This is a genomic window from Aeromonas sp. QDB17 (assembly GCF_027705305.1).
Lineage (GTDB): Bacteria > Pseudomonadota > Gammaproteobacteria > Enterobacterales > Aeromonadaceae > Aeromonas > Aeromonas caviae.
On sequence record NZ_JAPDBP010000009.1, the window covers coordinates 128,914 to 150,844 of the forward strand.

Consider the following 21,931-nt stretch of genomic DNA (forward strand, 5'->3'; position numbering starts at 1 on the left):
GCCCGGACATGACGCAATCAGAGGAGAAAGCCCGGTATCGATCCGCCAACCACCGATGTAGAGAAGGAATAACGCTATGATATTGAATCACTTATGGGGATTGTATGCCCATCCCCACACCGAATGGCATACCATAGACGAGCGGCACGACAGCTTCAGAAACAGTCTGACCCACATCCTGCTCGTGGCCCTTATCCCTCCCATCTGCGCCTACTATTCCGCCGTTCACATCGGCTGGAGCATCGGGGTCGGCGATCCCATCACCCTGACCGCCAACAGCGCATTCAAGCTGTCGGTCGCCATGTACGTGACCCTTATCATCGGCGTGCTGGCACTCTCCTATCTGGTGCACTGGATGGGGCATACCTTCGGCTCGGATCCCAGCTACACGACCTCGCTGGAGCTGGCGGCCTACACCTCCACGCCACTCTTCATGGTGGGCTTCTCCGCTTTCTTCCCGCATCTCTGGTTCGTGATGCTCATCGGTTTGGTCGGGCTGACCTATTCCGTCTACCTGCTCTATATCGGCGTGCCCATCTTGATGCACATCACCAAGGAGCAGGGATTCATCTACGCCAGCTCAGTGGTGACGGTCGGCCTGGTGCTGCTGGTCTGCGTGCTGGCTGCCACGGCCATCCTGTGGGGATCCGGCTTCGGTCCCGTCTTCACCCAGTAGCCGTGTATGCCGACGGCAACGACGACAAGGGCGCCTTGATGGCGCCCTTGTCGTTGATCTCTCTGGTCGGCGTGTCTTTGCCAGACCCGGGAGGGAAGTCGTCTGCGTTGATCAGCGGGGATTGCCGCTGCCGATGCCGAACGGGATGCGGTAATCGCTGCTCTGATCGCCGAGGCTGACGGTCAGGTTGCCCTGGGCGCGGCTCGGGATCTGTACCTGCTGGGTACCCATCAGGTTGGCGTGGACGGATGCCACCAGATCACCGGATTCATCGCGCACCTCCAGCATGGGGTTGGCTTTGCCGGCCATGGCGGCGCTGGCATGCCAGTTCACGAACAGCACACCCGGGGTGGCATTGAAGTCGGCGGGGACGGAAGCCTGGGCAACACCGGCACTCATCAGGCCTGCCACGGCCAGCATCTTGATCACGTTTTTCATGTTCATTCACTCTCTTGGTTTTTATGTCATTGGCAAGGCCTGACAGGCCTGCATCAATGCATCCTTGCAAGAGGTCATTCAAATGGTGTGTTGTTTTGTCACGGATGTTTGTCACCCATGTGTATGGGGGACTGCCATGAACGACCAGTTGTTTTGCGGCTTGGCGCTCCTGCCTAAGCGATGTGTGAATATTAAGCGCCTCACCCGGTCATTGTTAGCGAGATAAACTGGCCTACACGTTCAAAAAATATGAATGATGTTTTGTGGGGAGGAAGCAGGCAGGTTGGAGGGTGTTCACCCTTCAGGAGAGAGGTGCATGTCCCAGACCTGACACCGGATTGTCACATCCGGTGCGTACTGTGCGGCTTCATTTTCACACTGGTTCAAGGATGACTATGTTTCGCGTCTCTTCCCTTGCCGCCTGCGTGGCGGCCACCCTGCTGAGCGGCTGCCATTCGGGCAATGACTCCTCCTCGCCTGCCGTCGGCGACTATCAATACAGCACCAAGGCGGTCTATGCCGCCCGTCAGGCAATGAACAGCTATGAGGTTGCCCCTGAAGGCTTTAGTCCCGTCTTCACCGAACTGGTGGCACGCCATGGCTCCCGCTCGCTGTCCAGCCCCAAATACGATGTGCTGACCAAGCTGGTGTGGGAGGAGGCCGCGAGACAGGGGGCCTTGACCGAGCTGGGCCAACGGCTCGGCGCCAAGGTGGACGCCGTCACGGCCGCCAACCAGGCCCTCGGCTATGGCCTGCTGAGTGCGCTCGGCAAGGAGGAGCACGCCAACCTGGCGACCCGGCTCGCCGAACGGCTGCCCACCCTGCTGACCACTGAATCGACTCCCCTCTGCCTCAAGGTCGAGACATCGGGCAAGGATCGCGCCAACGAAAGCGCCTACTTCTTCATGCAGAGCCTGGCCAAACGGATCTCTCTGGTGACGGACAGCCCCGACTGTTACGTCAGCCAGGAGAATCCTTCCGAGATCGACAAGGGGCTGCGCAACAAGTTCGAGCTCTACTTCCACAAGACCGAGCCGCAGGGGGAGTACACCCGGTATCTGCCCACCTTCCAGGCCTATCAGGCCTTTGTCGGGGACGAAGACAACGGGGTGGCTCCTGCTCCCGAGCTGACCGAGGCCCTCGATGCACTCAAGGCCCTGCCCAGGACCCGGGTGATGGCCCGTGAGATGCTCGAGCGCCTCTACAGCAAGGCCTTCGTCGACGAGCTGGCCGCCGGGGTGGATTATGTGGCGGTGAATCCGGAGGATGGTGGCAAGACCCATGTGCGCGACGAGGTGGACGCCGCCCTCATGCTCTACAACCTCTTCATCATCGGCCCGGGGATGATCCGGGAGGCGCAGGCACAAGGCGGATCCTGGGATCTCGAGCAGTTCATCACGCCAGAGGAGTCTGCCTGGTTCTCCTACCTCTCCGATGCCGAGGACTTCTACGAGAAGGGGCCGAGTCTTGCCAGCCAGAGCGCCACCTACGCCGTGGCCCAGCCCCTGCTTGACGGCCTCTTCAACGAGGTACAGACCCAGGTGGTGGAAGAGGCGGGTGAGCATGTCGCCAAGCTGCGCTTCGCCCATGCGGAGACCCTGATCCCGCTGGCGGCCCTGATGGAGCTGGAAGGGAGCCGCCAGAGCGCCCAGCCTGGCGTGCTGATGAGCCAGGAAAACAACGAATGGCGTGGCGGCTGGGTCTCTCCCTATGCGGCCAACATCCAGTGGGATGTCTACCGCAACGAGGCCGGCCGGGTGCTGGTGAAGATGCTTTACAACGAGAAGGAGCTCGCCTTCAAGGCAGGTTGCGCCCCCATTGCGGTGGGTAGCTTCTTCTATGACTTCGGCGAGCTCAAACGCTGTTACGACTACTCGTCCTGACGCGCTCGTGCCATCCCCGGGGCCGGTCATCGCCGGCCCCGTTTTTTTTGGTTCAGGCGGAGCCGACTTGTCGACGACCCGCCTGCCAGGTGGTGCCCATGGAGGCGGCGATGATGGCAGCTATCCCGAGCCACTGGGACGGAGGCAACTGCTCCCCCAGCAGCATCAGCCCCATCAGGGCGCCCATGGCCGGTTCACCGCTGGTGAGAATGCCGTAGCTCTTGAGGGGAAGGCGGCGCAGGGCAAACATCTCGAGAGAGTAGGGGATGGCGCTCGAGAGCAGCCCCACCCCGATGATGGTGAGGATCACGGGGACGGTGAATGACGCCTCGATCGCACCCTCCAGCCCGAAGGGCAATACCAGCAGGGTGCCCACCCACATGCCCAGCGCCGGAGCCTGTGCGCCCAGCAAGGCTCCTGCCCGCTTTCCGGTGAGCATATAGAGCCCCCAGAAAAGGCCAGCCCCGAGAGCCAGTGCGGCCCCCAGGGGATCGATGGCCTGCTGTGTTGCCCGCAGGGGCAAGAGCAGCAGCAGCCCGGCGATGGCCAGTATCAGCCAGATGAAGTCTGCCCGGTGGCGTGAGGAGATCAGGGCCACCGTCAGGGGGCCGATGAACTCGATGGCCAGGGCTACGCCGAGGGGAATGCGTGCGATGGCGAGATAGAAGAGCAGGTTCATGGCCCCAAGCGACAGGCCGTAGGGGATGGCGCCCAGCAGGGTGCGTCGGTCGAGGGGGGCACGCCAGATGCGAAACACCAGAGAGAGGAGGAGGGCGGCGCACCCCAGCCGGAACAGGGTCGTGCCTGCGGCTCCGAGCAGGGGAAACAGGGATTTGGCCAGGGAGGCGCCGAGGGTGATCGACAACATGGCGAGCAGGACGGCCAGAAGAGAGGAGAGGGCATTGGGATTGGGTTGCATGGTGTTCATACCGGGCAGGACGATGAGCAGTAAAATATATCTGGAGACTTGGGTAAAACCGGTCTAATACTGGCCCTGTGCGATAATTTTTATCTAATGAACCCCATGACCGACAAATTTGATCTGCTCATCCTCGCCGAGCTGCAACAGGATGCCCGTCTGCCCACGCCGGAGCTGGCCCACAGAGTCGGTCTTTCCGCCCCTGCCTGCTACCGCCGCGTCCGTGCCTTGCGGGAATCGGGTCTCATCGAGCGGGAAGTGGCGCTGGTGGCACCGTCCACCATGGGCTGGCCCATCACCATGCTGGTGCTGGTGACCCTGGAGCGGGATCATGGCCGCATCGTCGATGAGATGATCGCCAGCCTGCAGCGGGAACCCGAGGTGATGGATCTCTGGTATGTGACGGGGGAGCAGGACTTCGTGCTGCAAGTGGCCGCCAGGGACATGCAAAGTTACGAGCAGTTCACCCGTCGGGTGCTCCATGCCAGGGATCAGGTGCGCAGTTTCAAGACTCTGGTGGTCATGGGACAGCACAAGCGTTGCGGCGCCTTGCTGCCCGGGTAAAGAGGGGGTTGCGCCGAAGCCTTGCCGGCATTGCGGGAGCACCGTCAGGGAAAGGAACAGGGGCAGGTACGGCCTGCCCCTTCTGTGTCAGCCAGGTTCCCCGGGCGCCAGCTCCTCTGCCGTCATGGGGCGCAAGACCCGGCAGGGATTGCCGACCGCCACCACGCCTGCCGGAATGTCTCTGGTGACAACGGACCCCGCCCCGATGACGCTGTTGTCCCCTATGGTGACGCCCGGGCAGATGACGACGCTGCCCCCAATCCAGACGTTGTTGCCGATGCGCACCGGCTTGCCGAACTCGACCCCCTTGATGCGAGGCGCTACCGCCACCGGGTGGGTAGCGGTGTAGATCTGCACTCCGGGGGCCAGCAGCACGTTGTCGCCTATGTGTACCTCGCACACATCCAGGATGGTGCAGTTGAAATTGGCGTAGAAATTCTCGCCGACAAAGATGTTGGCGCCATAGTCGCAGAAGAAGGGGGGCGTGATGAAACAGCGTTCTGCGCGGCCACCCAGCAGGCGGGTGAGGCGCTCATCCCAGCCAGGGGCATCGGTTCGCTCCCGGTTCAGTTCTCCCAGCAGGGCGCGGCACTGCTCCCGCGCAGCCCGCAGTTCGGGGTCCCCTGCATCATAGGGCGCTCCCGCCACCATCTTCTGCCACTCGGGGCCACGCACGGCGGGCCGCTGCACTGTTGTTGCGTCAGTCATCATTGCTCCATCAGCCAGATCAGGGATTCGTAAGGGCGCAGCTTGCAGGATTGCGGGCGGGCCGGGCTATCCGGGTAGTTGCCAAGCAGCAGCTGCCCCTTGCCACCGGCCAGCTCGGCCGGCAGCTCGAAGGCCGCCGGCTCGCCGTAGAAGTTGCTCACCACCACCAGAGTCTGGCCGCCGGCGCGGCGGACATAGGCCCAGATCTGCGGGTGCCCGGTCAGCAGCTCCTGATAATCCCCCTGAGTGAAGATGGGGTGCGCCTTGCGAAGGGCGATGAGATCCCGATAGTGCCAGAACACCGAGTGCTGGTCGGCCAGCGCTGCCTCGGCGTTGATCTCGGAATAGTTGGCGGCGGGCTTGAGCCAGGGCGTCCCGCTGGTGAAACCGGCGTTGGAGGCGGCGCTCCACTGCATCGGAGTACGCGAGTTGTCCCGGGACTTGGCGCCGAGAATGGCGAGGATCTCGGCCTCGCTCATCCCTTCCGCCTGCTTGATGGCGAAGATATTGCGGCTCTCCACATCCTGATAGTCATCGATGCACTGATAGCCGGGGTTGGTCATGCCGATCTCCTCCCCCTGATAGATGTAGGGGGTGCCTTGCAGGCCGTGCAGCGTGCTGGCCAGCATCTTGGCGGCGACCACCCTATGCTCGCCCTCATCGCCGAAACGGGAGACGATGCGCGGCTGATCGTGGTTGCACCAGAACAGCGCCGACCACCCCTTGCCATGCATACCGCTCTGCCAGTGGTTGAAGATGCGCTTGAGTTCGAGGAAATCGAACGGGGCCTTGGTCCATTTGTCGCCGCCCGGGTAATCCACCTTGAGGTGATGGAAGTTGAACACCATGGAGAGCTCGGAACCATCCAGCGCGCCATAGCGCTGGCAGTGTTCCAGGCTGGTGGAAGACATCTCGCCCACCGTCATGGCGCCGACAGGAGCAAACACGTCGCGGCTCACATCCTGCAAAAATTCGTGGATGCGCGGCCCGTCGGTGTAGAAGCGGCGGCCATCCCCCACCTCGTCGTCAGGGAATGCCTGATCCTTGGAGATGAGGTTGATGACGTCGAGGCGGAAACCGTCGACCCCTTTTTTCGCCCAGAAATGGATGATCTTCTTCACCTCGGCGCGCACGGCCGGGTTTTCCCAGTTGAGATCCGCCTGCTCGCGGGCAAAGAGGTGCAGGTAGTACTGGCCGGTGGCCGGGTCCAGCTCCCAGGCGCTGCCGCCAAACTTGGATTGCCAGTTGTTGGGCACGCCGCCGTCCACCGGATCTTTCCAGATGTAGTAGTCGCGATAGGGGCTGTGCTTGTCCCCCAGCGCCGACTTGAACCAGGCGTGCTCGGTGGAGGTGTGATTCACCACTATGTCCATCACGATGCGGATGCCGCGCGCATGGGCGGCGGCCAGGAGCGCTTCGAAATCGCTCATGGTGCCGTAGGCGGGATCTATGTTGAGGTAATCGGCGATGTCGTAGCCGTTGTCCACCTGGGGGGAGACGTAGACCGGGGTCAGCCAGAGGGCATCGACGCCGAGGGTCTTGAGGTAGTCGAGGCGGGCCATGATCCCCTTGAGATCACCGGTGCCACGGGCGCCGGAATCCTGAAAGCTTTTGGGGTAGATCTGGTAAATCACGGCGCTTTGCCACCAGGGTGTCTGTGTCATGGTTGGTTCGCTCATTGGTTGAAACCGGATTAGTTGGAACAGGGCAACGATAAAGGGCGGAGCCAGGGCTCCGCCGAGGTTGTGTGGATCAGGCCGTGGCCAGATCCAGCTTGCCGGCAGCCTGCTGGCGCTTGTAGACCAGCAGGGTCAGCAGGGCGGGGACCACGATGGCCACCAGCATGGCGATGGCGTAGATGCCCCAGTATTGCGGCTGGATGGAGAGGATGCCCGGCAGGCCGCCCACCCCGATGCCGTTGGCCATCACACCGGCGAAGCCGCAGATGAGAGCCGCACAGCTTGAGCCCACCATGGCGCACAGCATGGGGAACTTGTACTTGAGGTTGATGCCGTACATGGCCGGCTCGGTCACCCCCAGGTAGGCGGAGATGGCGGCCGGGACCGAGATCTCCCGCTCGTTCTCCTTGCGGCTGATCAGGATGATGCCGACGACCGCAGACGCCTGGGCGATGTTGGAGAGGGCGATCAGCGGCCAGATGGGGGTGCCGCCCATGCTCTGCATCAGTTGCAGGTCCACCGCGTTGGTGGTGTGGTGGATGCCGGTGATGACCAGGGGCGCATAGAGGAAGCCGAACAGGGCGGCGCCGATGGGGGCAAACGAACCCGTCATGGCCGCCTTGGCGGCAAAGCCGACGCCGTCACCAATCCAGCGGCCGAACGGACCGATCAGGGCGTGGGCCACGATCACCGCCAGCAGCAGGGAGATGAAGGGCACAATCACCAGGTAGAGATAGGCCGGGATGATGCGCTTGAGGCTGGTCTCCACCCAGGCGAGGAAGACACCCGCCAGCAGGGCCGGAATGACCTGGGCCTGATACCCCACCTTCTGGATGACGAAGAGGCCGAAGTCCCACACTTCCGGGGTCTGCTGGCCGATGCCATAGGCGTTCATCAGTTGCGGCGACACCAGCGTGATACCCAGCACGATGCCGAGGATCTCGGAGCCGCCCATCTTTTTCACCGCAGACCAGCAGACACCCACCGGCAGGAAGTGGAAGATGGCTTCACCCAGCAGCCAGAGGAAGGCGTGCACCTGGGCCCAGAACTGGCTGATCTCGGTGAGGGTGTGGGTGCCGTCGTCGAACATCTTGATGTCGCCGATGACGTTGCGAAAGCCCAGGATCAGACCACCGGTGATGATGGCGGGCAGCAGGGGGACGAAGATCTCCGCCAGGTGGGAGATGCCGCGCTCCAACGGGTTCATGTTGTGGCGGGCGGCCTGCTTGGCGGCCTCCTTGCTGCCACCGCTCACGCCGATCTCCTGGGTGAGCGCCTTGTACCACTGATCCACCTCGTTGCCGATCACCACCTGGAACTGGCCGCCCTGGGTGAAGCTCCCCTTCACCGAAGGGATGGTCTCGATGGCCTTGGGATCGGCCTTGGCCGGATCGGCCAGCACGAACCTGAGCCGGGTCAGGCAGTGGCTGACAGTGGTGATGTTCTCTTTGCCGCCGATCCGCTCGATCAGCTGCGCCAGATGCTGTGTGTTGACTTTTGACATGAGCCTTCCCTCTGTGACTCCATGAATAATGGTCGTGTCTTTACCGGCTGGCCAAGGACCGCCCGTTTATTGGTATCGTTCCCAATCAGCATGAAGCCAGTGGCTGGCATCGGCAATGGGAACGTTCCCAATTCGTGGCGCTGGTCACAAAAAGCGCAAAACGCCGGGAATGGAGGAAAAGATAGACTACAGGGGCTGACAGGGGGCGATGGTCGCTCTGGGGGGCTGCCCCTCTTCAATCTGATCGAGCAGCTGTCTGGCGGCCAGTATACCGGCATCCTTGTAGCCGAAATCCAGGCTGAGGGTGTTGGCAAAGAGGAAAGTCAGCATGGGATTGCTGCCAAGGCCGCTCACCAGGATGTCGGTGCGACCCTGCTCCTGCAGGTATTTGGCGGCGCCGATGGCCAGGGTGTCGCTGGCACAGACCATGGCCTGGGTGGTGGGGGTGAGCAGCTCGGCCGCGAGCCGATAGCCGCTTTGCAGACCGAGATCCCCGAGGGCGCTGCGGGGCGTGCGCCCCTGTTCCCGACAGTAGTCGAGGTAAGCCTGATGCCGACGCAGCCCAGTGGTGAGATCGCTGCGTTCCACCCCGAGATAGGCGACCTCGGTCAGGCCACGCTCCCCGAGGTGGGCGAGCACGGCGCGCACCGCCCCGTCATCGTCGAAGCAGACCGACGAGAAGCCGGGGCGCTCGCGGGCCATCAGCACCAGTTTCTCCCTGAGCGGCGCCATGGCGGCATAGTCCAGATCGTTGAAGGCAAACAGTATGATGCCGTCCACCCCGCGCCGCTCCAGCACCGCCAGGTGCTCGCTCACCTTGGCGGGGGAGAACTTGCTCTCCATCAGCACGGCGTCGTAGCCACGCTGATAGAGGGTCTCCAGCATGCCGCGCACCGCCTGGTTCTCGGAGCTGGAGTCGAGGCGCGACACTACGATGCCGACCACCTGCTGGCTCTGGCTGCGCATGGCCCGCGCCGATTTGCTCGGGACGAAACCGTGCTGGGCGATCACCGATTCGACCCTGGCCCTGGTCTGGGCATTGACCTTGGGATCCTGATTGAGCACCCGGGAGACGGTCGACTTGCCGACTCCGCTGAGGCGAGCGATATCGAGGATGGTCAGTTTCTTTTCCATGGGGGATCCGTGACAGGGGAGGGCGACAACCGGGATGCAGACATTGTTGTGATTAACTCCTGTGAATACAAGCCCATGGCGTTAGAATGCCCTTTCCCAGGCGACTTTCTTCGCCGTTGCACAGGACGCGCATCATGGATCTGTTGGCAAGTCTGCACTTCTCTCTCTCCATCACGGGCCCCATCTGTCTGGTGCTGGTACTCGGCATCTGGCTCAAGCGGCTGGGTCTCTTGCCCGACAGCTTCGTCGAGTCCGCCTCCCGTCTGGTGTTCCAGGTCACCCTGCCAGCTCTCTTGTTCCTGAGCATGGTGCGCACCGATTTTTCCACCATGCCGAGCCCCTGGCTCATCCTCTACGGCCTGCTCGGCACCCTCGCCGGTTTCCTGGTGCTGGAGGTGCTGGCGGCCCGTTTCATCAGCGAGCAGAAACTGCGGGGCATCTTCGTGCAGGGCAGCTTTCGCGGCAACATGGGGATCATGGGGCTGGCCTATGTGCAAAACGCCTACGGCCCGGAGGGGATAGGGGCCGCCGCCCTGCTGGTGGGCTCCATCACAGTGCTCTACAACATCCTTGCGGTGATCACCCTGACCCGCAGCCTGGGGGGCGGAAAGGGGCTCACACCCATACTCAAGGGGATCGTCAAAAACCCCCTCATCATCGCCATTCTGGCGGCCCTGCCCTTCGGTCTGCTCGGCATCGAACTGCCCCAGCTGGTCATCAGCACGGGCAACTATTTCGCCAACATGACCCTGCCGCTGGCCCTGCTGTGCACCGGCGCCAGCCTCAACCTCAAGGCCCTGCGCGGCGGCGCCATGCTGACCGGCTGGGCCACGGTCAACCGGCTGTGCTGCATCCCCGTGCTGCTGGTGCTGGGGGCCTGGGCGCTCGGCTTCAACCCGCAGGCCCTCGGCATCCTGTTTCTCATCAGCTCTACCCCCACCGCCGCCGCCAGCTATGTGATGACCCGTGCCATGGGGGGTGACAGTGCCCTCGCGGCCAACATCATCGCCACCACCACCCTGGGCTCGCTCGTCACCACCAGCCTGGGGGCCGCCCTGATGAACTACCTGGGACTGATGGGGTGATGGGGCGCCGCCATGATGCACGACCCGGGGTTGACGGGATCGGCATTCACCCTTGACCTTGCCGGAGGCGGCAGCTTTAGGCTGATGTCACATCGACAGAGGAGAGAGCCCATGACCATCGAACTCACCGTTACCGGCATGTCCTGCGGCGGTTGCGCTGCCAGCCTGCAAAAGGCCCTGCTGGCCCAGCCAGCAGTCCGCACCGCCACGGTCGACTTTGCCAGCCGCCAGGCCGTCATCGAGAGCGAGCTGAGCAAAGCCGAGTTGATCGCCCTGATCGAGGCGAGAGGCTTTCAGGTAGAGTGAATTATCACTTAATTGGTATAAATCAGACTAATATTCTGTTTACTTCTTTTTATTGGTGAGAATGATCACTTAAATCCCGTTTAAAAAGAATAAAAATACTGCAATTCCCTCATCCAAAAGGATTGCAGCATGACCCTTCCCATTCGCAAGACCCTGATCGCCGCCGTACTCGGCCTGACCCTCTCCCCCATGGCCATGGCGCTGCCCAGCGTGCACATTCTGGCCACCGGCGGCACCATCGCCGGGGCGGGCCAGTCTGCCACCCAGTCCAACTACGAGGCCGGCAAGGTGGCCATCGAGACGCTGATCGCCGCCGTGCCCGAGATGAAAAACGTGGCCGACGTGCAGGGTGAGCAGGTGGTCAAGATCGGCTCCCAGGACATGAACGACGAGGTGTGGCTCACGCTCGCCAAGCGCGTCAACGCTCTGCTGGCCAGGGATGACGTGGACGGCATCGTCATCACCCATGGCACCGACACCATGGAGGAGACCGCCTACTTCCTCAATCTGACCGTCAAGAGCGACAAGCCGGTGGTGCTGGTGGGCGCCATGCGCCCCTCCACCGCCATGAGCGCCGACGGCCCCATGAACCTCTACAACGCCGTGGTGACTGCCTCCGACCCCGCCTCAAAGGGACGTGGCGTCATGGTGGCGATGAACGACACCGTGCTGGATGCCCGGGACGTCACCAAGACCAACACCACAGGAGTGCAGACCTTTGCCTCCCCCAACTTCGGCCCGCTCGGCTACATCCACAACGGCAAGATCGACTACCAGCGCAGCCCGGCCCGCCAGCACACCAGCAAGACCCCGTTCGACGTGAGCAAGCTCGACAAGCTGCCCCAGGTCGGCATCGTCTACAGCTACGCCAACGCCTCGGACCTGCCGGCCAAGGCCCTGGTGGATGCCAAGTTTGACGGCATCGTCAGCGCCGGGGTGGGCAACGGCAACCTCTACCACACCCTGTTCGACACCCTGGCCAAGGCGAGCAAGGACGGCATTCGCGTGGTGCGTTCCGCCCGCGTGCCGACCGGTTCCACCACCCTGGATGCGGAGATCGATGACGCCAAGTACGGCTTCGTCGCCGCCGAGACCCTCAACCCGCAGAAGGCGCGGGTGCTGCTGATGCTCGCCCTGACCCAGAGCAAGGATCCGGCCCAGATCCAGCGCTGGTTCCAGCAGTTCTAAGACCTCGGATCGGTCTGATTGACACTACCCCGTGAGATGAAGGGCAGGATGGGATCCTGCCCTTTTTTGTTGCGCCAGAGGCAGATGCCGGCCCTCAGCTCATCATCAGCCAGCCGCAGAAACTCAGGTAAACCAGTCCCACCAGGGCGAGCCTGCCCGCCGTCATCCGCTCCCGACTGAACCCCCACCACAGCAGCGTGACCGCCAGCAGCGTCACCAGGGAGGAGGCCATCATGGTGCTGTCCAGCAGCCAGGGAGTGAACAGCAGGCAGAACGCCTTGGGAATGGTGCCCTGGATCATCATGGCGCCGGAGATATTGGCCAGCGCCAGCCGGTGTTTGCCCTGCCGCACCCAGATAAGCACGTTCATCAGCTCGGGCATTTCGGTGGCCACCGGGCTCAGCAGCAGGGCCGCCAGCACCGGAGAGAGACCGAACAGCTCGCCCATGTTCTCCAGCTGGTGAACGAACAGCTGGGCCGCCAGCGCCACCACACCGAGCGCCACCAGGGTTTGCAGCAGCACCTTGCCGAGCGCCGGGATCCTGGCGTGCGGATCCAGCTTGAGGGGGGAGGGCAATTCCGCATCGTGGCTGTCGGTCTGTTTCAGCTCACGTCGCACATAGAGGAGGTACATCAGCACGAACAGGGGGGCCAGCCAGGTTTTACCGGTGAAGGCCACCATGCCAAGCAGCACGGCCAGCAGGAAGATACCGGAAAACCAGACCTGATCGCGGCCTATTTCGCGCTGCACCTCACCATGAATGACCCTGTGCCCATGGTCCAGGCACAGCAGCAGGGTCACGCCGACGGCAGCATAGCCTATGGTAGCCAGCACCAGGGGGCCGCCGAGGGCCGCACCTATGCCTATCTGCTGCTGGGCGGGGGCATCCCCCATCAGCAGGGTGGTCAGGGTGACGATGCATTCGGGCAGGGCCGTGCCGAGGGCGGCCAGCAGAGAACCGGTGGCGCTTTGGGACAGTTTGAAATGATGGCCGGTCCATTCGATGCCGTTGACGAAGTATTCGCAGGCCAGATAGATGGTGACGGCAGAGATCAGAAATAACAGCAGGGTGATCAGCATGATGAGTAACCGCCAGGCGAGCAGAACAACCGATGGACCCGATACGGCTCGCCCGGCTGGCGTGCATATCGAGGCCAAAGGTCTTGCAGGACGACAGGTGCTATCGCCGCCCATGCCATGGATCTGCGGATCCAAGAGTGTTGACATGGGCCCTGCCCGGATTTCGGGCGGGTTGCTACTCCCCAGTGACAGTGCGGGCTTTTTACCAAGTGACTCGGTGAGGCGCAAGGCCAACAGGAGATGATCCGCGCGACAAGTTGTAAAAGGATGTGACAACCCTCGACTCTCCCGTCCGGGATCCTGATCTTTTTACGGGGATCCTTGTGCTGGCACAGTGATTGCTACGAGTTGGCTACTGTCCACATTGACTTGGGAAGGGTGAACGATGAAACGGTGGATCCAACATTTTTACCAGCTTAATCGCCTCAACTGGCTGATGGTCTGGCTGCTGCTCTGCTGCAGCATCATCCTGCTGTTTCCGGCCGGATTGATGAAAGGTGCCGTGAGCCAGTGGGCCATGGCTCATGCGGCCTGGCTTGGGGTCGGCATGTTGATCGCCATCTCCTATTTCTGCAGTCAGGGCTTCCTGATCGCCTGGGAGTGGGCCTGTGACGAGTGGCAGTCCCGCCGCCAGCAGGATCAACTGGCCCAGATGATTGGCTTCCTCGACTTCAACGAGAAGGCGGTGCTGCGGGAGTTCGTACTGCAACGGAAAAGCGTCATAAACCTGCCGATCACCGAACCCGCCGTCAAAAACCTGATGGATGCCGGCGTGCTCACCTACGCCTACGGCAAGCCGACGCGAGAGAAGGAGGACGAGAACCAGATCCGCGCCCTGATGATCGCCCTGCCAGCGCGCCCTCTGCTGACCTACAAGGTTCTGGGACTGTCGCGGGGCAAGATGAGCGACGAGCAGGTGGAGCAGATCATGAATGCCAGACCCAAGTTCGCGCAGAAGAGCCTCCAGCGCTGACCTTCTCCCCCCATGAAAGAAAAGAGCCGGACATCTGTTCCGGCTCTTTGCTGTCTGGCGTTGCTTATTCGGTTCTGGCCTTGAGGTAGCCGGCGTAGTCGGGCACCTGGACGCTGAATGCCTGCTGCATGTGCGGGCTGTCCATGATGAAGTCCGCCGTCGCCTCGTTGGTGGCGACCGGGATGTTCCAGACGGCCGCGAGGCGCAGCAGGGCCTTGACGTCAGGATCGTGGGCGGCGGGATTGAGGGGATCCCAGAAGAAGATCATCACGTCTATCTTCCCTTCGGCGATGAGGGCGCCGAGCTGCTGATCCCCTCCCATGGGGCCGGAGAAGAGGCAGGTAATGGGCAGCTGCGCCTTCTTGCCGAGCAGGGTGCCCGTGGTGCCGGTCGCATAGAGATGGTGGAGCTTGAGCTCCTCCTTGCGGCGCAGCACCCAGTTCAGCAGAGGGGCTTTCATGTTGTCGTGAGCCACCAGGGCAACCCGTTTGTGGGGCGCCATCTCGCGTGCAATCAGTTCCATGGAGGTCATCCGTAGCAAAATGATGGGAATGGGGTCGTATCCTAATCGAAAGCGGCGCCTGCCGCTGCCCCATGCATCGTAACTGTGATCCCGGAGGCGGTTCAATCCGGCGCCTGCCACCCTGCCACCCTGACAGCCTCTGGCCTGCCTTGTCAGCAGCCAGGTTGGCTACCGTATCGTTGGGCAAGATCTCTGCCGCTGGCGCCATGAAAAAACCCGCCTGGGCGGGTTGGGATTGTCTCTTGATGTCATCGCGATTCAGGATGACTCGGCATGGAGCTGGGATTGCTGGTAGTTTTCCAGACCGATGCGGGCGATGAGATCGAGCTGGGTTTCCAGCCAGTCCACATGCTCCTCTTCATCTTCCAGGATCTCCTGAAACAGGTCGCGGCTGACGTAGTCCTGCACGGACTCGGCATAGGTGATGGCGACTTTCAGGTCGGGGATGGCGTCCATCTCCAGAGACAAGTCACAGCGCAGCATCTCTTCCACCGTTTCACCGATGCGCAGCTTGCCCAGATCCTGCAAGTTGGGCAGCCCTTCCAGAAACAGCACCCGCTTGACCAGCTCGTCGGCATGTTTCATCTCATCGATGGATTCGTGATACTCCTTGTGCCCCAGCCCCTTGAGGCCCCAGTCATCATAGATGCGGGCATGCAGGAAGTATTGGTTGATGGCAACCAGCTCATTGGCCAGCACCTTGTTGAGGTGGGCAATGATTTTGGGATCTCCTTTCATCGACATTACTCCTCGTGTTCGAGCCTAGGCAACGATCACTAGAGCTTAGTCCAGAAACATGACCATAACGTGATGGGGAAAGTCGTCCCCTGGAGGGCAGAAGGAGAGATGAAGACGAGAAGTCGGCGGTTTTACGCCACTTCGTAATAGAGCGGTGCCTGCTCTGACTCCATCTTGTCGATTTCGGTAGCGATGATCTCCATCGCCATGCGCACACATTTACCACATTGAGCACCGACTTCCAGCGACTGTTTCAACTGTCGGAATTCAGTCTTGCCTGCCTGTACCGCCTTGCGGATCTGGTTATCTGTGATGCCGCGGCACAAACACACGTACATAATCTGGACCTCATGTTGGAATGAGATGAAATCTAAATGAGAATGGTTCGTAGTGCAAAGAACGAATGGTAATAAGATCCCGAGCTTGCCAGTGATTCCACCCTTGGGGAGAATGCCTTCATCAGAGAGGATGCGAACATGTTCAAAAGACTATTCAATGCCCTGTTCAAGGGAGAGATCGCCCAGAGCCCCGAGGTTGAGCCCATCGAATACATGGGCTATCTCATCTATCCCGAGCCCATGGCGGAAGGGGGGCAATACAGGCTGGCAGGTCGCATCACCAGGGAGATCGACGGGCAATTACAGACCCATCGCTTCATCCGCTCCGATCTCTTTGCCAACCCGGCGGATGCCGAGCGCTTCATGGTGCAAAAGGCCCATACCTTCATCGACCAGATGGGGGAGCGCATGTTTGAACCCCGTGTGAAGCCAGACGCCAGCCCAGCTCCATGATGTCAGCCGAGCTGCTCGCCTTGCGCCACGCTATCGCTTCTGCCGGCGAGCGGCGTCTGATCTGGCTGGAAGGGGAGGAGGATGACTGCATCGTTCGTGCCGAATCCTTGCTGTGGGGGGCGGTGTTCTGGCTGGGGCAGGGTCCTGAGCGTCATGCTCCGCAGCCTGCCGCCAAGGCGCTTCAACGGCTCGGTCAGGAGTGCGACACCTTGGTATTCAATGCCTTCAGCGGCTTTCATCCCGATGCATTCGGTGCCTTGGCGGGGACATTGAGGGCTGGGGGGCTCTTGCTTCTGCTGACCCCGCCGCGGGAGGTATGGCCGACCTACCCAGACCCTGATCGTCAGAGGCTGGTCGCCCAGCCAGAGGAGGCCGATCGTGCCGGGCAGGGGTTCATCTCCCGTCTGGTACGGTTGCTGGCAGAAGATCCGGCGCGAGATCTGACGCCTGCCTCTTGTGATTTTACCTGGCAGCCTCTTGACGGGGACCGGCCGCTGAGCGCGGATCAGGCCCGTGCGCTGCCCGCCATCCAGAACGTGTTGCACGGCCATCGCCGTCGCCCCCTGGTGCTGAGCGCCGATCGCGGTCGTGGCAAGAGCGCCGTGCTGGGGCTGGCGAGCGCCGACTTGCTGAGTCGGGATCCGGCCTTGACGATAGCGGTGACGGCCCCTTCCCACGCCACAGTAGCGACACTTTTTGCCCATGCAGAGCGCGCGCTGGCAGAGATGCCTGAGCGGCTGGCCGGTCTGAGCTATGTGTCCCCTGATCGGGTGGCTCAAGGAGACGTGCTGGCGGATCTGTTGCTGGTGGATGAGGCCGCAGCCATCCCGACCCCACTGCTGGAGGCCATGCTGGCCCGTCACAGTCGCATTGTCTTCGCTACAACGGAGCATGGCTATGAGGGGACGGGGCGTGGCTTTCATCTGCGCTTCAAGAGGGTACTCGATGAGCAAACCCCGGATTGGCAGGAGCTGCGCCTGGTGGAGCCCATTCGCTGGAGCCTGAGCGATCCGCTGGAGCCTCTGATCTTCCGGCTCCTTGGTCTGAATGCCGACATATCGGCACCTCATCCCCCGACATCACCGACCTGGCGCCTGGTCGGACAAGATGAGCTGGCTCGTGATGACGCGCTGCTCAATCGGGTGTTCGGCCTGCTCGTGCTGGCTCACTACCAGACCAGCCCCAGTGATCTGCGGTATTTGCTGGAGGGGCCGGATCTCGACATTCATCTGATGGAGCAGGGACAGGAGTTGCTCGGGGTGGCGCTGGTCGCGCGGGAGGGCAATATACCCCCTGATCTGGCGCACGCGATCTGGGCCGGACGAAGGCGCCCTCGTGGACATCTGCTGCCCCAGTCGCTGCTGGCCCACGCCGGTTTCGTGACGGCGGGGGAGCGCTCTTATGCCAGGGTGATGCGCATCGCCATCCATCCTGCCCTTCATCGTCTCGGGCTGGGGTCCTGGTTGCTGGACAAGCTGGTATCACATTATCGGGTATTAGGGGTCGATTATCTGGGATCTGCCTTCTCCGCCAGTCCAGATCTGCTGCCATTCTGGCTCAAGGCGGGATTGAAGGTGCTGCGTCTTGGTCTGCAGCGCGATGCGGCCAGCGGCAGTCATGCAGCTTTGCTGCTGATGCCGCTGCAATCGGAATATCACGCCGAGCTGGCGCAATGGCGACAGCGTTTCATGAGCCAGTTGCCGGCCCTGCTGGCGGGTGAACTCAAGAGGCTGGATACCGAACTGGTCTGGCTATCCCTCAGAGGCGGACCTGTCACTCATGTGCCGGATCTGGATGAATTCGAGCATCGGGAACTCGATTGTTTTGCCCACCATCACAAGCCATTCGAATTGTGCCAGGCGACACTGCAACGCTGGCTGCTCCGGCGAGTGATGATGCTGGACGGGTTGAGTCAGGATGAACGACGGTTGCTGATCGCCACCATCTGGCAATATGCGTCCTGGTCCGAGCTGGCTGCCCGACAGGGTGTCGCGGGCAAACCCGCGCTGATAAAAGCATTGCGCTCCCTGCTGGCCAGACTGCTGGCTCAGCAAGCCCCAGCGGGCTGACCCCACCTCTGGCACGGCAGAAAACCACGGAGCCCAGGAGGAACCAATGGCCCCTCCCGGGTTCTGCACATCGATTCGACTCACCATGGCTGAAGCTCTCCCCGTTCAAGGCGCGGCCACCCCGGGACCCGTTTCTCCCTCTTCCCTGCTCGCGTTTTGCCTATTGCCACTGCTCTGATGAGCCTGGTCAGGGCTGTCTGCGTTTTGGTTTTTTCTGAATATGGACTAATACTTGAATGTGAAATGAATTTTAATAAATGCATTATTTTCAGATGGTTAGCTTTTGGTGTATGGAATGCAGGCCATCTTCTCCAACGTGCACAGGGAGTGCAATGTGAGAAACGATGCAGCTCAGGCAGGTGCCGGAATGATGATGTGGTTCATCAGCAGCAGCGCCTTTGCCAATGAGATCCGGTTCAACATGACGCGCGGGGCGACCGCCATCAGCCAGCAGGTCTATGACCTGCACATGACGATTTTCTATATCTGTTGCGTCATCGGTCTGCTCGTCTTCGGCATCATGTTCTGGTCCATCGTGCACCATCGAAAATCGCGCGGTGCCAAAGCCGCCCAGTTTCACGAAAGCACCCGCATCGAGTTGCTGTGGACGGCCATCCCCGTGTTGATACTGATCGCGATGGCGGCACCGGCAACCTCGACCCTGTTGAAGATGGAGGATACCTCCAAGGCCGATCTCACCGTCCTCGTCACGGGCTCGCAATGGAAATGGCATTACAAATACCTCGAGTATCCAGTGGCGTTTTATTCCCTGCTGGCGACCAGCAAACAGCAGATCTCCGGTGATGCCCCCAAGGGCGGCAATTATCTGCTGGAGGTAGATAACCCTCTGGTGTTGCCGGTCGGCAAGAAGATCCGTTTCCTGATGACCTCGGACGATGTCATCCACTCCTGGTGGGTTCCCGCCTTCGCCGTGAAAAAAGATGCCAATCCTGGCTACATCAACGAATCCTGGACGCGGATCGACAAGCCGGGCACCTATCGTGGGCAGTGCGCCGAGCTGTGCGGCAAGGATCACGGTTTCATGCCCGTGGTTGTGGTGGCCAAATCCACAGAGGAGTTCGAGGCGTGGATTGCCAGGAAGGGAGACGAGCAGGCAACCGCCAAGGCACAGCAACAGGCGCAGGCAGCGGAGACCATGACGTTGCCACAAGCCATGGCGCTGGGGGAGAAAGTCTATCTGGGCCACTGTGCGGCCTGTCATCAGCCCGCGGGTACCGGATTGCCCGGCATCTTCCCGGCGCTCAATGGCAGCAAGGTGACCACACAGGCGGAGCATCGTGCCCAGCATCTGGATACTGTGTTGCACGGCCGGAGTGGTACGGCGATGCAACCTTTTGGCAAACAGTTGACGGCACAGGAACTCGCCGCCGTCATTACCTATGAACGCAATGCCTGGGATAACAAGACTGGCGACCTTGTGCAGCCAGCCGAGGTGCAGTCCCTTCTCAACCCGGCCAATCCGGACAAGGACAAGTGAGGCGTCGGCATGAGTGATGGAATCACGGATACCCCGCACAGCGAACATGCTCACCAGCCGGCGGCCGGTCTGAGGCGCTGGCTCTACACCACCAACCACAAGGACATCGGTACCCTCTATTTGTGCTTTTCCCTCACCATGTTCTTTACCGGTGGCGCCATGGCCATGGTGATCCGGGCAGAACTGTTCCAACCCGGACTGCAACTGGTGGAACCCCTGTTTTTCAACCAGATGACCACAGTACACGGCCTTATCATGGTCTTTGGTGCCGTCATGCCCGCCTTCACCGGCCTCGCCAACTGGCTGATCCCCATCATGATTGGGGCCCCTGACATGGCGCTGCCCCGCATGAACAACTGGAGCTTCTGGATCCTGCCGTTTGCTTTCCTCATCCTCCTGTCGAGCCTGTTTATGGAGGGAGGCGGCCCCAGTTCTGGCTGGACCTTCTATGCCCCCCTGTCCACCCAGTACAGCGGCAACAGCACGGCCCTGTTTGTCTTTGCCATTCACATCATGGGGATCTCCTCCATCATGGGGGCCATCAACGTCATCGTGACCATCTTCAACCTGCGGGCGCCGGGCATGGGCTGGATGCAGATGCCGCTGTTTGTCTGGACCTGGCTCATCACGGCGTTTCTGCTCATCGCTGTCATGCCGGTGCTGGCGGCTGCGGTGACCATGGTGCTGACGGACAAGTATTTCGGGACCAGTTTCTTCGATGCGGCCGGTGGGGGGGATCCTGTCCTGTTTCAGCACATTTTCTGGTTCTTCGGGCACCCGGAAGTCTACATCATGATATTGCCGGCTTTCGGCATCGTCTCCAGCATCATACCGACCTTCTCCCGCAAGAAGCTGTTCGGTTATCGCTCCATGGTCTATGCCACCAGCAGCATCGCCTTGCTCTCCTTCATGGTCTGGGCTCACCACATGTTCACCACCGGATTGCCCGTGGTGGCGGAGCTGTTCTTCATGTACACCACCATGCTGATCGCGGTGCCGACAGGGGTAAAGGTGTTCAACTGGCTTGCCACCATGTGGCGTGGTTCTCTGACATTCGAGACCCCCATGCTGTTTGCCATCGCCTTCATCACTCTGTTCACCATTGGCGGTTTCTCCGGGCTGATGCTGGCCATGACACCGGCTGATTTTCAGTATCACGACACCTATTTCGTAGTGGCCCATTTCCACTATGTGCTGGTGACCGGTGCCGTCTTCTCGATCCTGGCCGCTGCCTACTACTGGTTGCCGAAATGGACGGGGCACATGTATGACGAGCGGCTCGGCCAATGGCATTTCTGGTGTTCGCTCGTCTCGGTCAATGTGCTTTTTTTCCCCATGCATTTTGTCGGGCTGGCGGGCATGCCTCGCCGCATTCCCGATTACGCCCTGCAATTTGCCGACTTCAACATGCTGATCAGCCTGGGGGGTTTTGCCTTCGGCCTGTCCCAACTGCTGTTTGTCTGGGGCGTGGTCAAATGCATCAGAGGCGGAGCCAAGGCGAGTGATCGGGTATGGGAGGGGGCCGAGGGGCTGGAATGGACGCTCTCTTCTCCCCCTCCTTATCACAGTTTCCAGACTCCACCGGATATCCGGTCGGAAGAGCGTTAGGGAGGTCATATGACCCAGGTCAGTCATGCCCCCTTGCTCAGAAAACTGGCTCTGGTCGTGCTCGTCATGTTTGGTTTTGCCTTTGCGCTGGTGCCGCTTTATGACGTCTTCTGCCGGATCACCGGCCTCAATGGCAAGACGTCTGATCAAGCGGCCAGTACGGAGCGGGCGGTGATCGACAGCAAGCGGAGCATCCAGATCGAGTTTCTTGCTCATGCGGATACCCGGATGCCGTGGGAGTTCAGCGGTGAGACGGCTCGGCTGTCGGTGCGGCCGGGGGAGGTGAAGATGGTCAACTTTCGGGTGTTCAATCCCACGGAGCGGACCATGGTGGGTCAGGCGGTCCCGTCGGTCTCTCCCGGTCCCGCCGCAGCCTACCTGAAGAAAGTGGAGTGTTTCTGTTTCAATCGCCAGGAGCTGAGGGCAGGGCAGAGCAAGCTGATGCCGCTCAAGTTCTATATCGATCCGGCACTACCGGACAGCATCAATACCATCACGCTTTCCTACTCGCTCTATGACATCACGGAGTCCGTACCTGCACCGGCACTCGCACAGAGGAAATGACC

Annotated in this window: 22 protein-coding genes and 1 riboswitch; of the genes, 12 read left to right on the top strand and 10 right to left on the bottom strand. The window is 61.2% G+C overall.

Annotated elements, in window-relative coordinates:
• Positions 1 to 76 precede the first annotated feature (76 nt).
• Positions 77 to 676 (top strand): Yip1 family protein, encoded by a 600-nt coding sequence (locus OKC41_RS09905; RefSeq protein WP_029314835.1) that lies wholly within the window; start codon positions 77 to 79, stop codon positions 674 to 676.
• A gap of 111 nt (positions 677 to 787) precedes the next feature.
• On the opposite strand, the gene OKC41_RS09910 is transcribed toward OKC41_RS09905, so the two are convergent.
• Positions 788 to 1,120 carry a hypothetical protein gene (locus OKC41_RS09910; RefSeq protein WP_039039727.1) on the bottom strand — a complete coding sequence of 111 codons (333 nt, stop codon included), beginning with the start codon at positions 1,118 to 1,120 and terminating at the stop codon, positions 788 to 790.
• Between the two features lie 383 nt (positions 1,121 to 1,503).
• On the opposite strand from OKC41_RS09910, the gene OKC41_RS09915 reads away from it, so the two are divergent.
• Positions 1,504 to 2,997 (top strand): histidine-type phosphatase, encoded by a 1,494-nt coding sequence (locus OKC41_RS09915; protein ID WP_201894598.1) that lies wholly within the window; start codon positions 1,504 to 1,506, stop codon positions 2,995 to 2,997.
• 52 nt (positions 2,998 to 3,049) lie between these two features.
• Here OKC41_RS09915 and OKC41_RS09920 read toward each other — a convergent pair whose 3' ends face one another.
• Positions 3,050 to 3,925: a DMT family transporter gene (locus tag OKC41_RS09920; RefSeq protein WP_128272214.1), complete on the bottom strand. Its 876-nt coding sequence runs from the start codon at positions 3,923 to 3,925 to the stop codon at positions 3,050 to 3,052.
• A gap of 96 nt (positions 3,926 to 4,021) precedes the next feature.
• Between OKC41_RS09920 and OKC41_RS09925 the strand changes: the two genes are divergently transcribed.
• A complete protein-coding gene (locus OKC41_RS09925; RefSeq protein WP_039039724.1) occupies positions 4,022 to 4,480 on the top strand; it encodes an Lrp/AsnC family transcriptional regulator in 459 nt (152 codons plus the stop codon).
• A gap of 87 nt (positions 4,481 to 4,567) precedes the next feature.
• On the opposite strand, the gene OKC41_RS09930 is transcribed toward OKC41_RS09925, so the two are convergent.
• From OKC41_RS09930 to treR, 4 genes are all read right to left on the bottom strand, one after another.
• Positions 4,568 to 5,188, bottom strand: a complete 621-nt coding sequence (locus OKC41_RS09930) for a sugar O-acetyltransferase (protein WP_029314833.1) — start codon at positions 5,186 to 5,188, stop codon at positions 4,568 to 4,570.
• On the bottom strand, positions 5,188 to 6,852 hold the full coding sequence (treC, locus tag OKC41_RS09935) for an alpha,alpha-phosphotrehalase (protein ID WP_201894599.1): 1,665 nt from the start codon (positions 6,850 to 6,852) through the stop codon (positions 5,188 to 5,190). Before treC ends, OKC41_RS09930 begins: the two co-directional genes overlap by 1 nt.
• Positions 6,853 to 6,940: 88 nt before the next feature.
• Positions 6,941 to 8,371, bottom strand: a complete 1,431-nt coding sequence (treB, locus tag OKC41_RS09940; RefSeq protein WP_039039721.1) for a PTS trehalose transporter subunit IIBC — start codon at positions 8,369 to 8,371, stop codon at positions 6,941 to 6,943.
• A 186-nt stretch (positions 8,372 to 8,557) separates the two neighbouring features.
• A complete protein-coding gene (gene treR / locus OKC41_RS09945) occupies positions 8,558 to 9,505 on the bottom strand; it encodes a trehalose operon repressor TreR (RefSeq protein WP_041211765.1) in 948 nt (315 codons plus the stop codon).
• A 134-nt stretch (positions 9,506 to 9,639) separates the two neighbouring features.
• Here treR and OKC41_RS09950 point away from each other — a divergent pair, with 134 nt between their 5' ends.
• The 3 genes from OKC41_RS09950 (at position 9,640) to ansB (ending at position 12,084) form a co-directional block, all read left to right on the top strand.
• Entirely contained in the window at positions 9,640 to 10,590 is a 951-nt protein-coding gene (locus OKC41_RS09950; RefSeq protein WP_201894600.1) for an AEC family transporter, read from the top strand.
• A 111-nt stretch (positions 10,591 to 10,701) separates the two neighbouring features.
• On the top strand, positions 10,702 to 10,896 hold the full coding sequence (locus tag OKC41_RS09955; RefSeq protein WP_042015137.1) for a heavy-metal-associated domain-containing protein: 195 nt from the start codon (positions 10,702 to 10,704) through the stop codon (positions 10,894 to 10,896).
• A gap of 129 nt (positions 10,897 to 11,025) precedes the next feature.
• Entirely contained in the window at positions 11,026 to 12,084 is a 1,059-nt protein-coding gene (gene ansB, locus OKC41_RS09960) for an L-asparaginase 2 (protein WP_048208529.1), read from the top strand.
• Positions 12,085 to 12,178: 94 nt separating this feature from the next.
• Here ansB and OKC41_RS09965 read toward each other — a convergent pair whose 3' ends face one another.
• Positions 12,179 to 13,165, bottom strand: a complete 987-nt coding sequence (locus OKC41_RS09965) for a sodium:calcium antiporter (RefSeq protein ID WP_268843107.1) — start codon at positions 13,163 to 13,165, stop codon at positions 12,179 to 12,181.
• 89 nt (positions 13,166 to 13,254) lie between these two features.
• Positions 13,255 to 13,361: riboswitch (yybP-ykoY riboswitch) on the bottom strand.
• Between the two features lie 189 nt (positions 13,362 to 13,550).
• Here OKC41_RS09965 and OKC41_RS09970 point away from each other — a divergent pair.
• Positions 13,551 to 14,138: a superinfection exclusion B family protein gene (locus OKC41_RS09970; protein WP_183148970.1), complete on the top strand. Its 588-nt coding sequence runs from the start codon at positions 13,551 to 13,553 to the stop codon at positions 14,136 to 14,138.
• A 64-nt stretch (positions 14,139 to 14,202) separates the two neighbouring features.
• On the opposite strand, the gene OKC41_RS09975 is transcribed toward OKC41_RS09970, so the two are convergent.
• The 3 genes from OKC41_RS09975 to OKC41_RS09985 all read right to left on the bottom strand — a co-directional run bounded on the left by OKC41_RS09975 (position 14,203) and on the right by OKC41_RS09985 (position 15,737).
• The gene (locus OKC41_RS09975) at positions 14,203 to 14,661 is read right to left on the bottom strand and encodes a methylglyoxal synthase (RefSeq protein WP_041211864.1); all 459 of its coding nucleotides are present in this window, start codon (positions 14,659 to 14,661) and stop codon (positions 14,203 to 14,205) included.
• Positions 14,662 to 14,919: 258 nt separating this feature from the next.
• Positions 14,920 to 15,399 carry a bacterioferritin gene (bfr, locus tag OKC41_RS09980; protein WP_010675778.1) on the bottom strand — a complete coding sequence of 160 codons (480 nt, stop codon included), beginning with the start codon at positions 15,397 to 15,399 and terminating at the stop codon, positions 14,920 to 14,922.
• Positions 15,400 to 15,530: 131 nt separating this feature from the next.
• Entirely contained in the window at positions 15,531 to 15,737 is a 207-nt protein-coding gene (locus OKC41_RS09985) for a bacterioferritin-associated ferredoxin (protein WP_010675777.1), read from the bottom strand.
• A gap of 138 nt (positions 15,738 to 15,875) precedes the next feature.
• Here OKC41_RS09985 and OKC41_RS09990 point away from each other — a divergent pair, with 138 nt between their 5' ends.
• The 5 genes from OKC41_RS09990 to OKC41_RS10010 all read left to right on the top strand — a co-directional run bounded on the left by OKC41_RS09990 (position 15,876) and on the right by OKC41_RS10010 (position 21,929).
• Positions 15,876 to 16,190, top strand: a complete 315-nt coding sequence (locus OKC41_RS09990) for an HlyU family transcriptional regulator (RefSeq protein ID WP_048208524.1) — start codon at positions 15,876 to 15,878, stop codon at positions 16,188 to 16,190.
• The gene (locus tag OKC41_RS09995) at positions 16,187 to 18,259 is read left to right on the top strand and encodes a tRNA(Met) cytidine acetyltransferase TmcA (RefSeq protein ID WP_270671941.1); all 2,073 of its coding nucleotides are present in this window, start codon (positions 16,187 to 16,189) and stop codon (positions 18,257 to 18,259) included. The genes OKC41_RS09990 and OKC41_RS09995 overlap by 4 nt, the downstream gene beginning before the upstream one ends.
• 367 nt (positions 18,260 to 18,626) lie before the next feature.
• Positions 18,627 to 19,757 (top strand): cytochrome c oxidase subunit II, encoded by a 1,131-nt coding sequence (coxB, locus tag OKC41_RS10000; RefSeq protein WP_270671942.1) that lies wholly within the window; start codon positions 18,627 to 18,629, stop codon positions 19,755 to 19,757.
• A gap of 9 nt (positions 19,758 to 19,766) precedes the next feature.
• The gene (gene ctaD / locus OKC41_RS10005) at positions 19,767 to 21,365 is read left to right on the top strand and encodes a cytochrome c oxidase subunit I (RefSeq protein WP_270671943.1); all 1,599 of its coding nucleotides are present in this window, start codon (positions 19,767 to 19,769) and stop codon (positions 21,363 to 21,365) included.
• Positions 21,366 to 21,374: 9 nt separating this feature from the next.
• Positions 21,375 to 21,929 (top strand): cytochrome c oxidase assembly protein, encoded by a 555-nt coding sequence (locus OKC41_RS10010; RefSeq protein WP_041211745.1) that lies wholly within the window; start codon positions 21,375 to 21,377, stop codon positions 21,927 to 21,929.
• The last annotated feature ends 2 nt before the right edge of the window (positions 21,930 to 21,931 follow it).

Excerpts from the sequence above, each read along its gene's own strand:
- OKC41_RS09905 (WP_029314835.1), top strand. The coding sequence starts at position 77 with ATGATATTGAATCACTTATGGGGATTGTATGCCCATCCCCACACCGAA.
- OKC41_RS09910 (WP_039039727.1), bottom strand. The coding sequence starts at position 1,120 with ATGAACATGAAAAACGTGATCAAGATGCTGGCCGTGGCAGGCCTGATG.
- OKC41_RS09915 (WP_201894598.1), top strand. The coding sequence starts at position 1,504 with ATGACTATGTTTCGCGTCTCTTCCCTTGCCGCCTGCGTGGCGGCCACC.
- OKC41_RS09920 (WP_128272214.1), bottom strand. The coding sequence starts at position 3,925 with ATGAACACCATGCAACCCAATCCCAATGCCCTCTCCTCTCTTCTGGCC.
- OKC41_RS09925 (WP_039039724.1), top strand. The coding sequence starts at position 4,022 with ATGACCGACAAATTTGATCTGCTCATCCTCGCCGAGCTGCAACAGGAT.
- OKC41_RS09930 (WP_029314833.1), bottom strand. The coding sequence starts at position 5,188 with ATGACTGACGCAACAACAGTGCAGCGGCCCGCCGTGCGTGGCCCCGAG.
- treC (WP_201894599.1), bottom strand. The coding sequence starts at position 6,852 with ATGACACAGACACCCTGGTGGCAAAGCGCCGTGATTTACCAGATCTAC.
- treB (WP_039039721.1), bottom strand. The coding sequence starts at position 8,371 with ATGTCAAAAGTCAACACACAGCATCTGGCGCAGCTGATCGAGCGGATC.
- treR (WP_041211765.1), bottom strand. The coding sequence starts at position 9,505 with ATGGAAAAGAAACTGACCATCCTCGATATCGCTCGCCTCAGCGGAGTC.
- OKC41_RS09950 (WP_201894600.1), top strand. The coding sequence starts at position 9,640 with ATGGATCTGTTGGCAAGTCTGCACTTCTCTCTCTCCATCACGGGCCCC.
- OKC41_RS09955 (WP_042015137.1), top strand. The coding sequence starts at position 10,702 with ATGACCATCGAACTCACCGTTACCGGCATGTCCTGCGGCGGTTGCGCT.
- ansB (WP_048208529.1), top strand. The coding sequence starts at position 11,026 with ATGACCCTTCCCATTCGCAAGACCCTGATCGCCGCCGTACTCGGCCTG.
- OKC41_RS09965 (WP_268843107.1), bottom strand. The coding sequence starts at position 13,165 with ATGCTGATCACCCTGCTGTTATTTCTGATCTCTGCCGTCACCATCTAT.
- OKC41_RS09970 (WP_183148970.1), top strand. The coding sequence starts at position 13,551 with ATGAAACGGTGGATCCAACATTTTTACCAGCTTAATCGCCTCAACTGG.
- OKC41_RS09975 (WP_041211864.1), bottom strand. The coding sequence starts at position 14,661 with ATGGAACTGATTGCACGCGAGATGGCGCCCCACAAACGGGTTGCCCTG.
- bfr (WP_010675778.1), bottom strand. The coding sequence starts at position 15,399 with ATGAAAGGAGATCCCAAAATCATTGCCCACCTCAACAAGGTGCTGGCC.
- OKC41_RS09985 (WP_010675777.1), bottom strand. The coding sequence starts at position 15,737 with ATGTACGTGTGTTTGTGCCGCGGCATCACAGATAACCAGATCCGCAAG.
- OKC41_RS09990 (WP_048208524.1), top strand. The coding sequence starts at position 15,876 with ATGTTCAAAAGACTATTCAATGCCCTGTTCAAGGGAGAGATCGCCCAG.
- OKC41_RS09995 (WP_270671941.1), top strand. The coding sequence starts at position 16,187 with ATGATGTCAGCCGAGCTGCTCGCCTTGCGCCACGCTATCGCTTCTGCC.
- coxB (WP_270671942.1), top strand. The coding sequence starts at position 18,627 with ATGATGATGTGGTTCATCAGCAGCAGCGCCTTTGCCAATGAGATCCGG.
- ctaD (WP_270671943.1), top strand. The coding sequence starts at position 19,767 with ATGAGTGATGGAATCACGGATACCCCGCACAGCGAACATGCTCACCAG.
- OKC41_RS10010 (WP_041211745.1), top strand. The coding sequence starts at position 21,375 with ATGACCCAGGTCAGTCATGCCCCCTTGCTCAGAAAACTGGCTCTGGTC.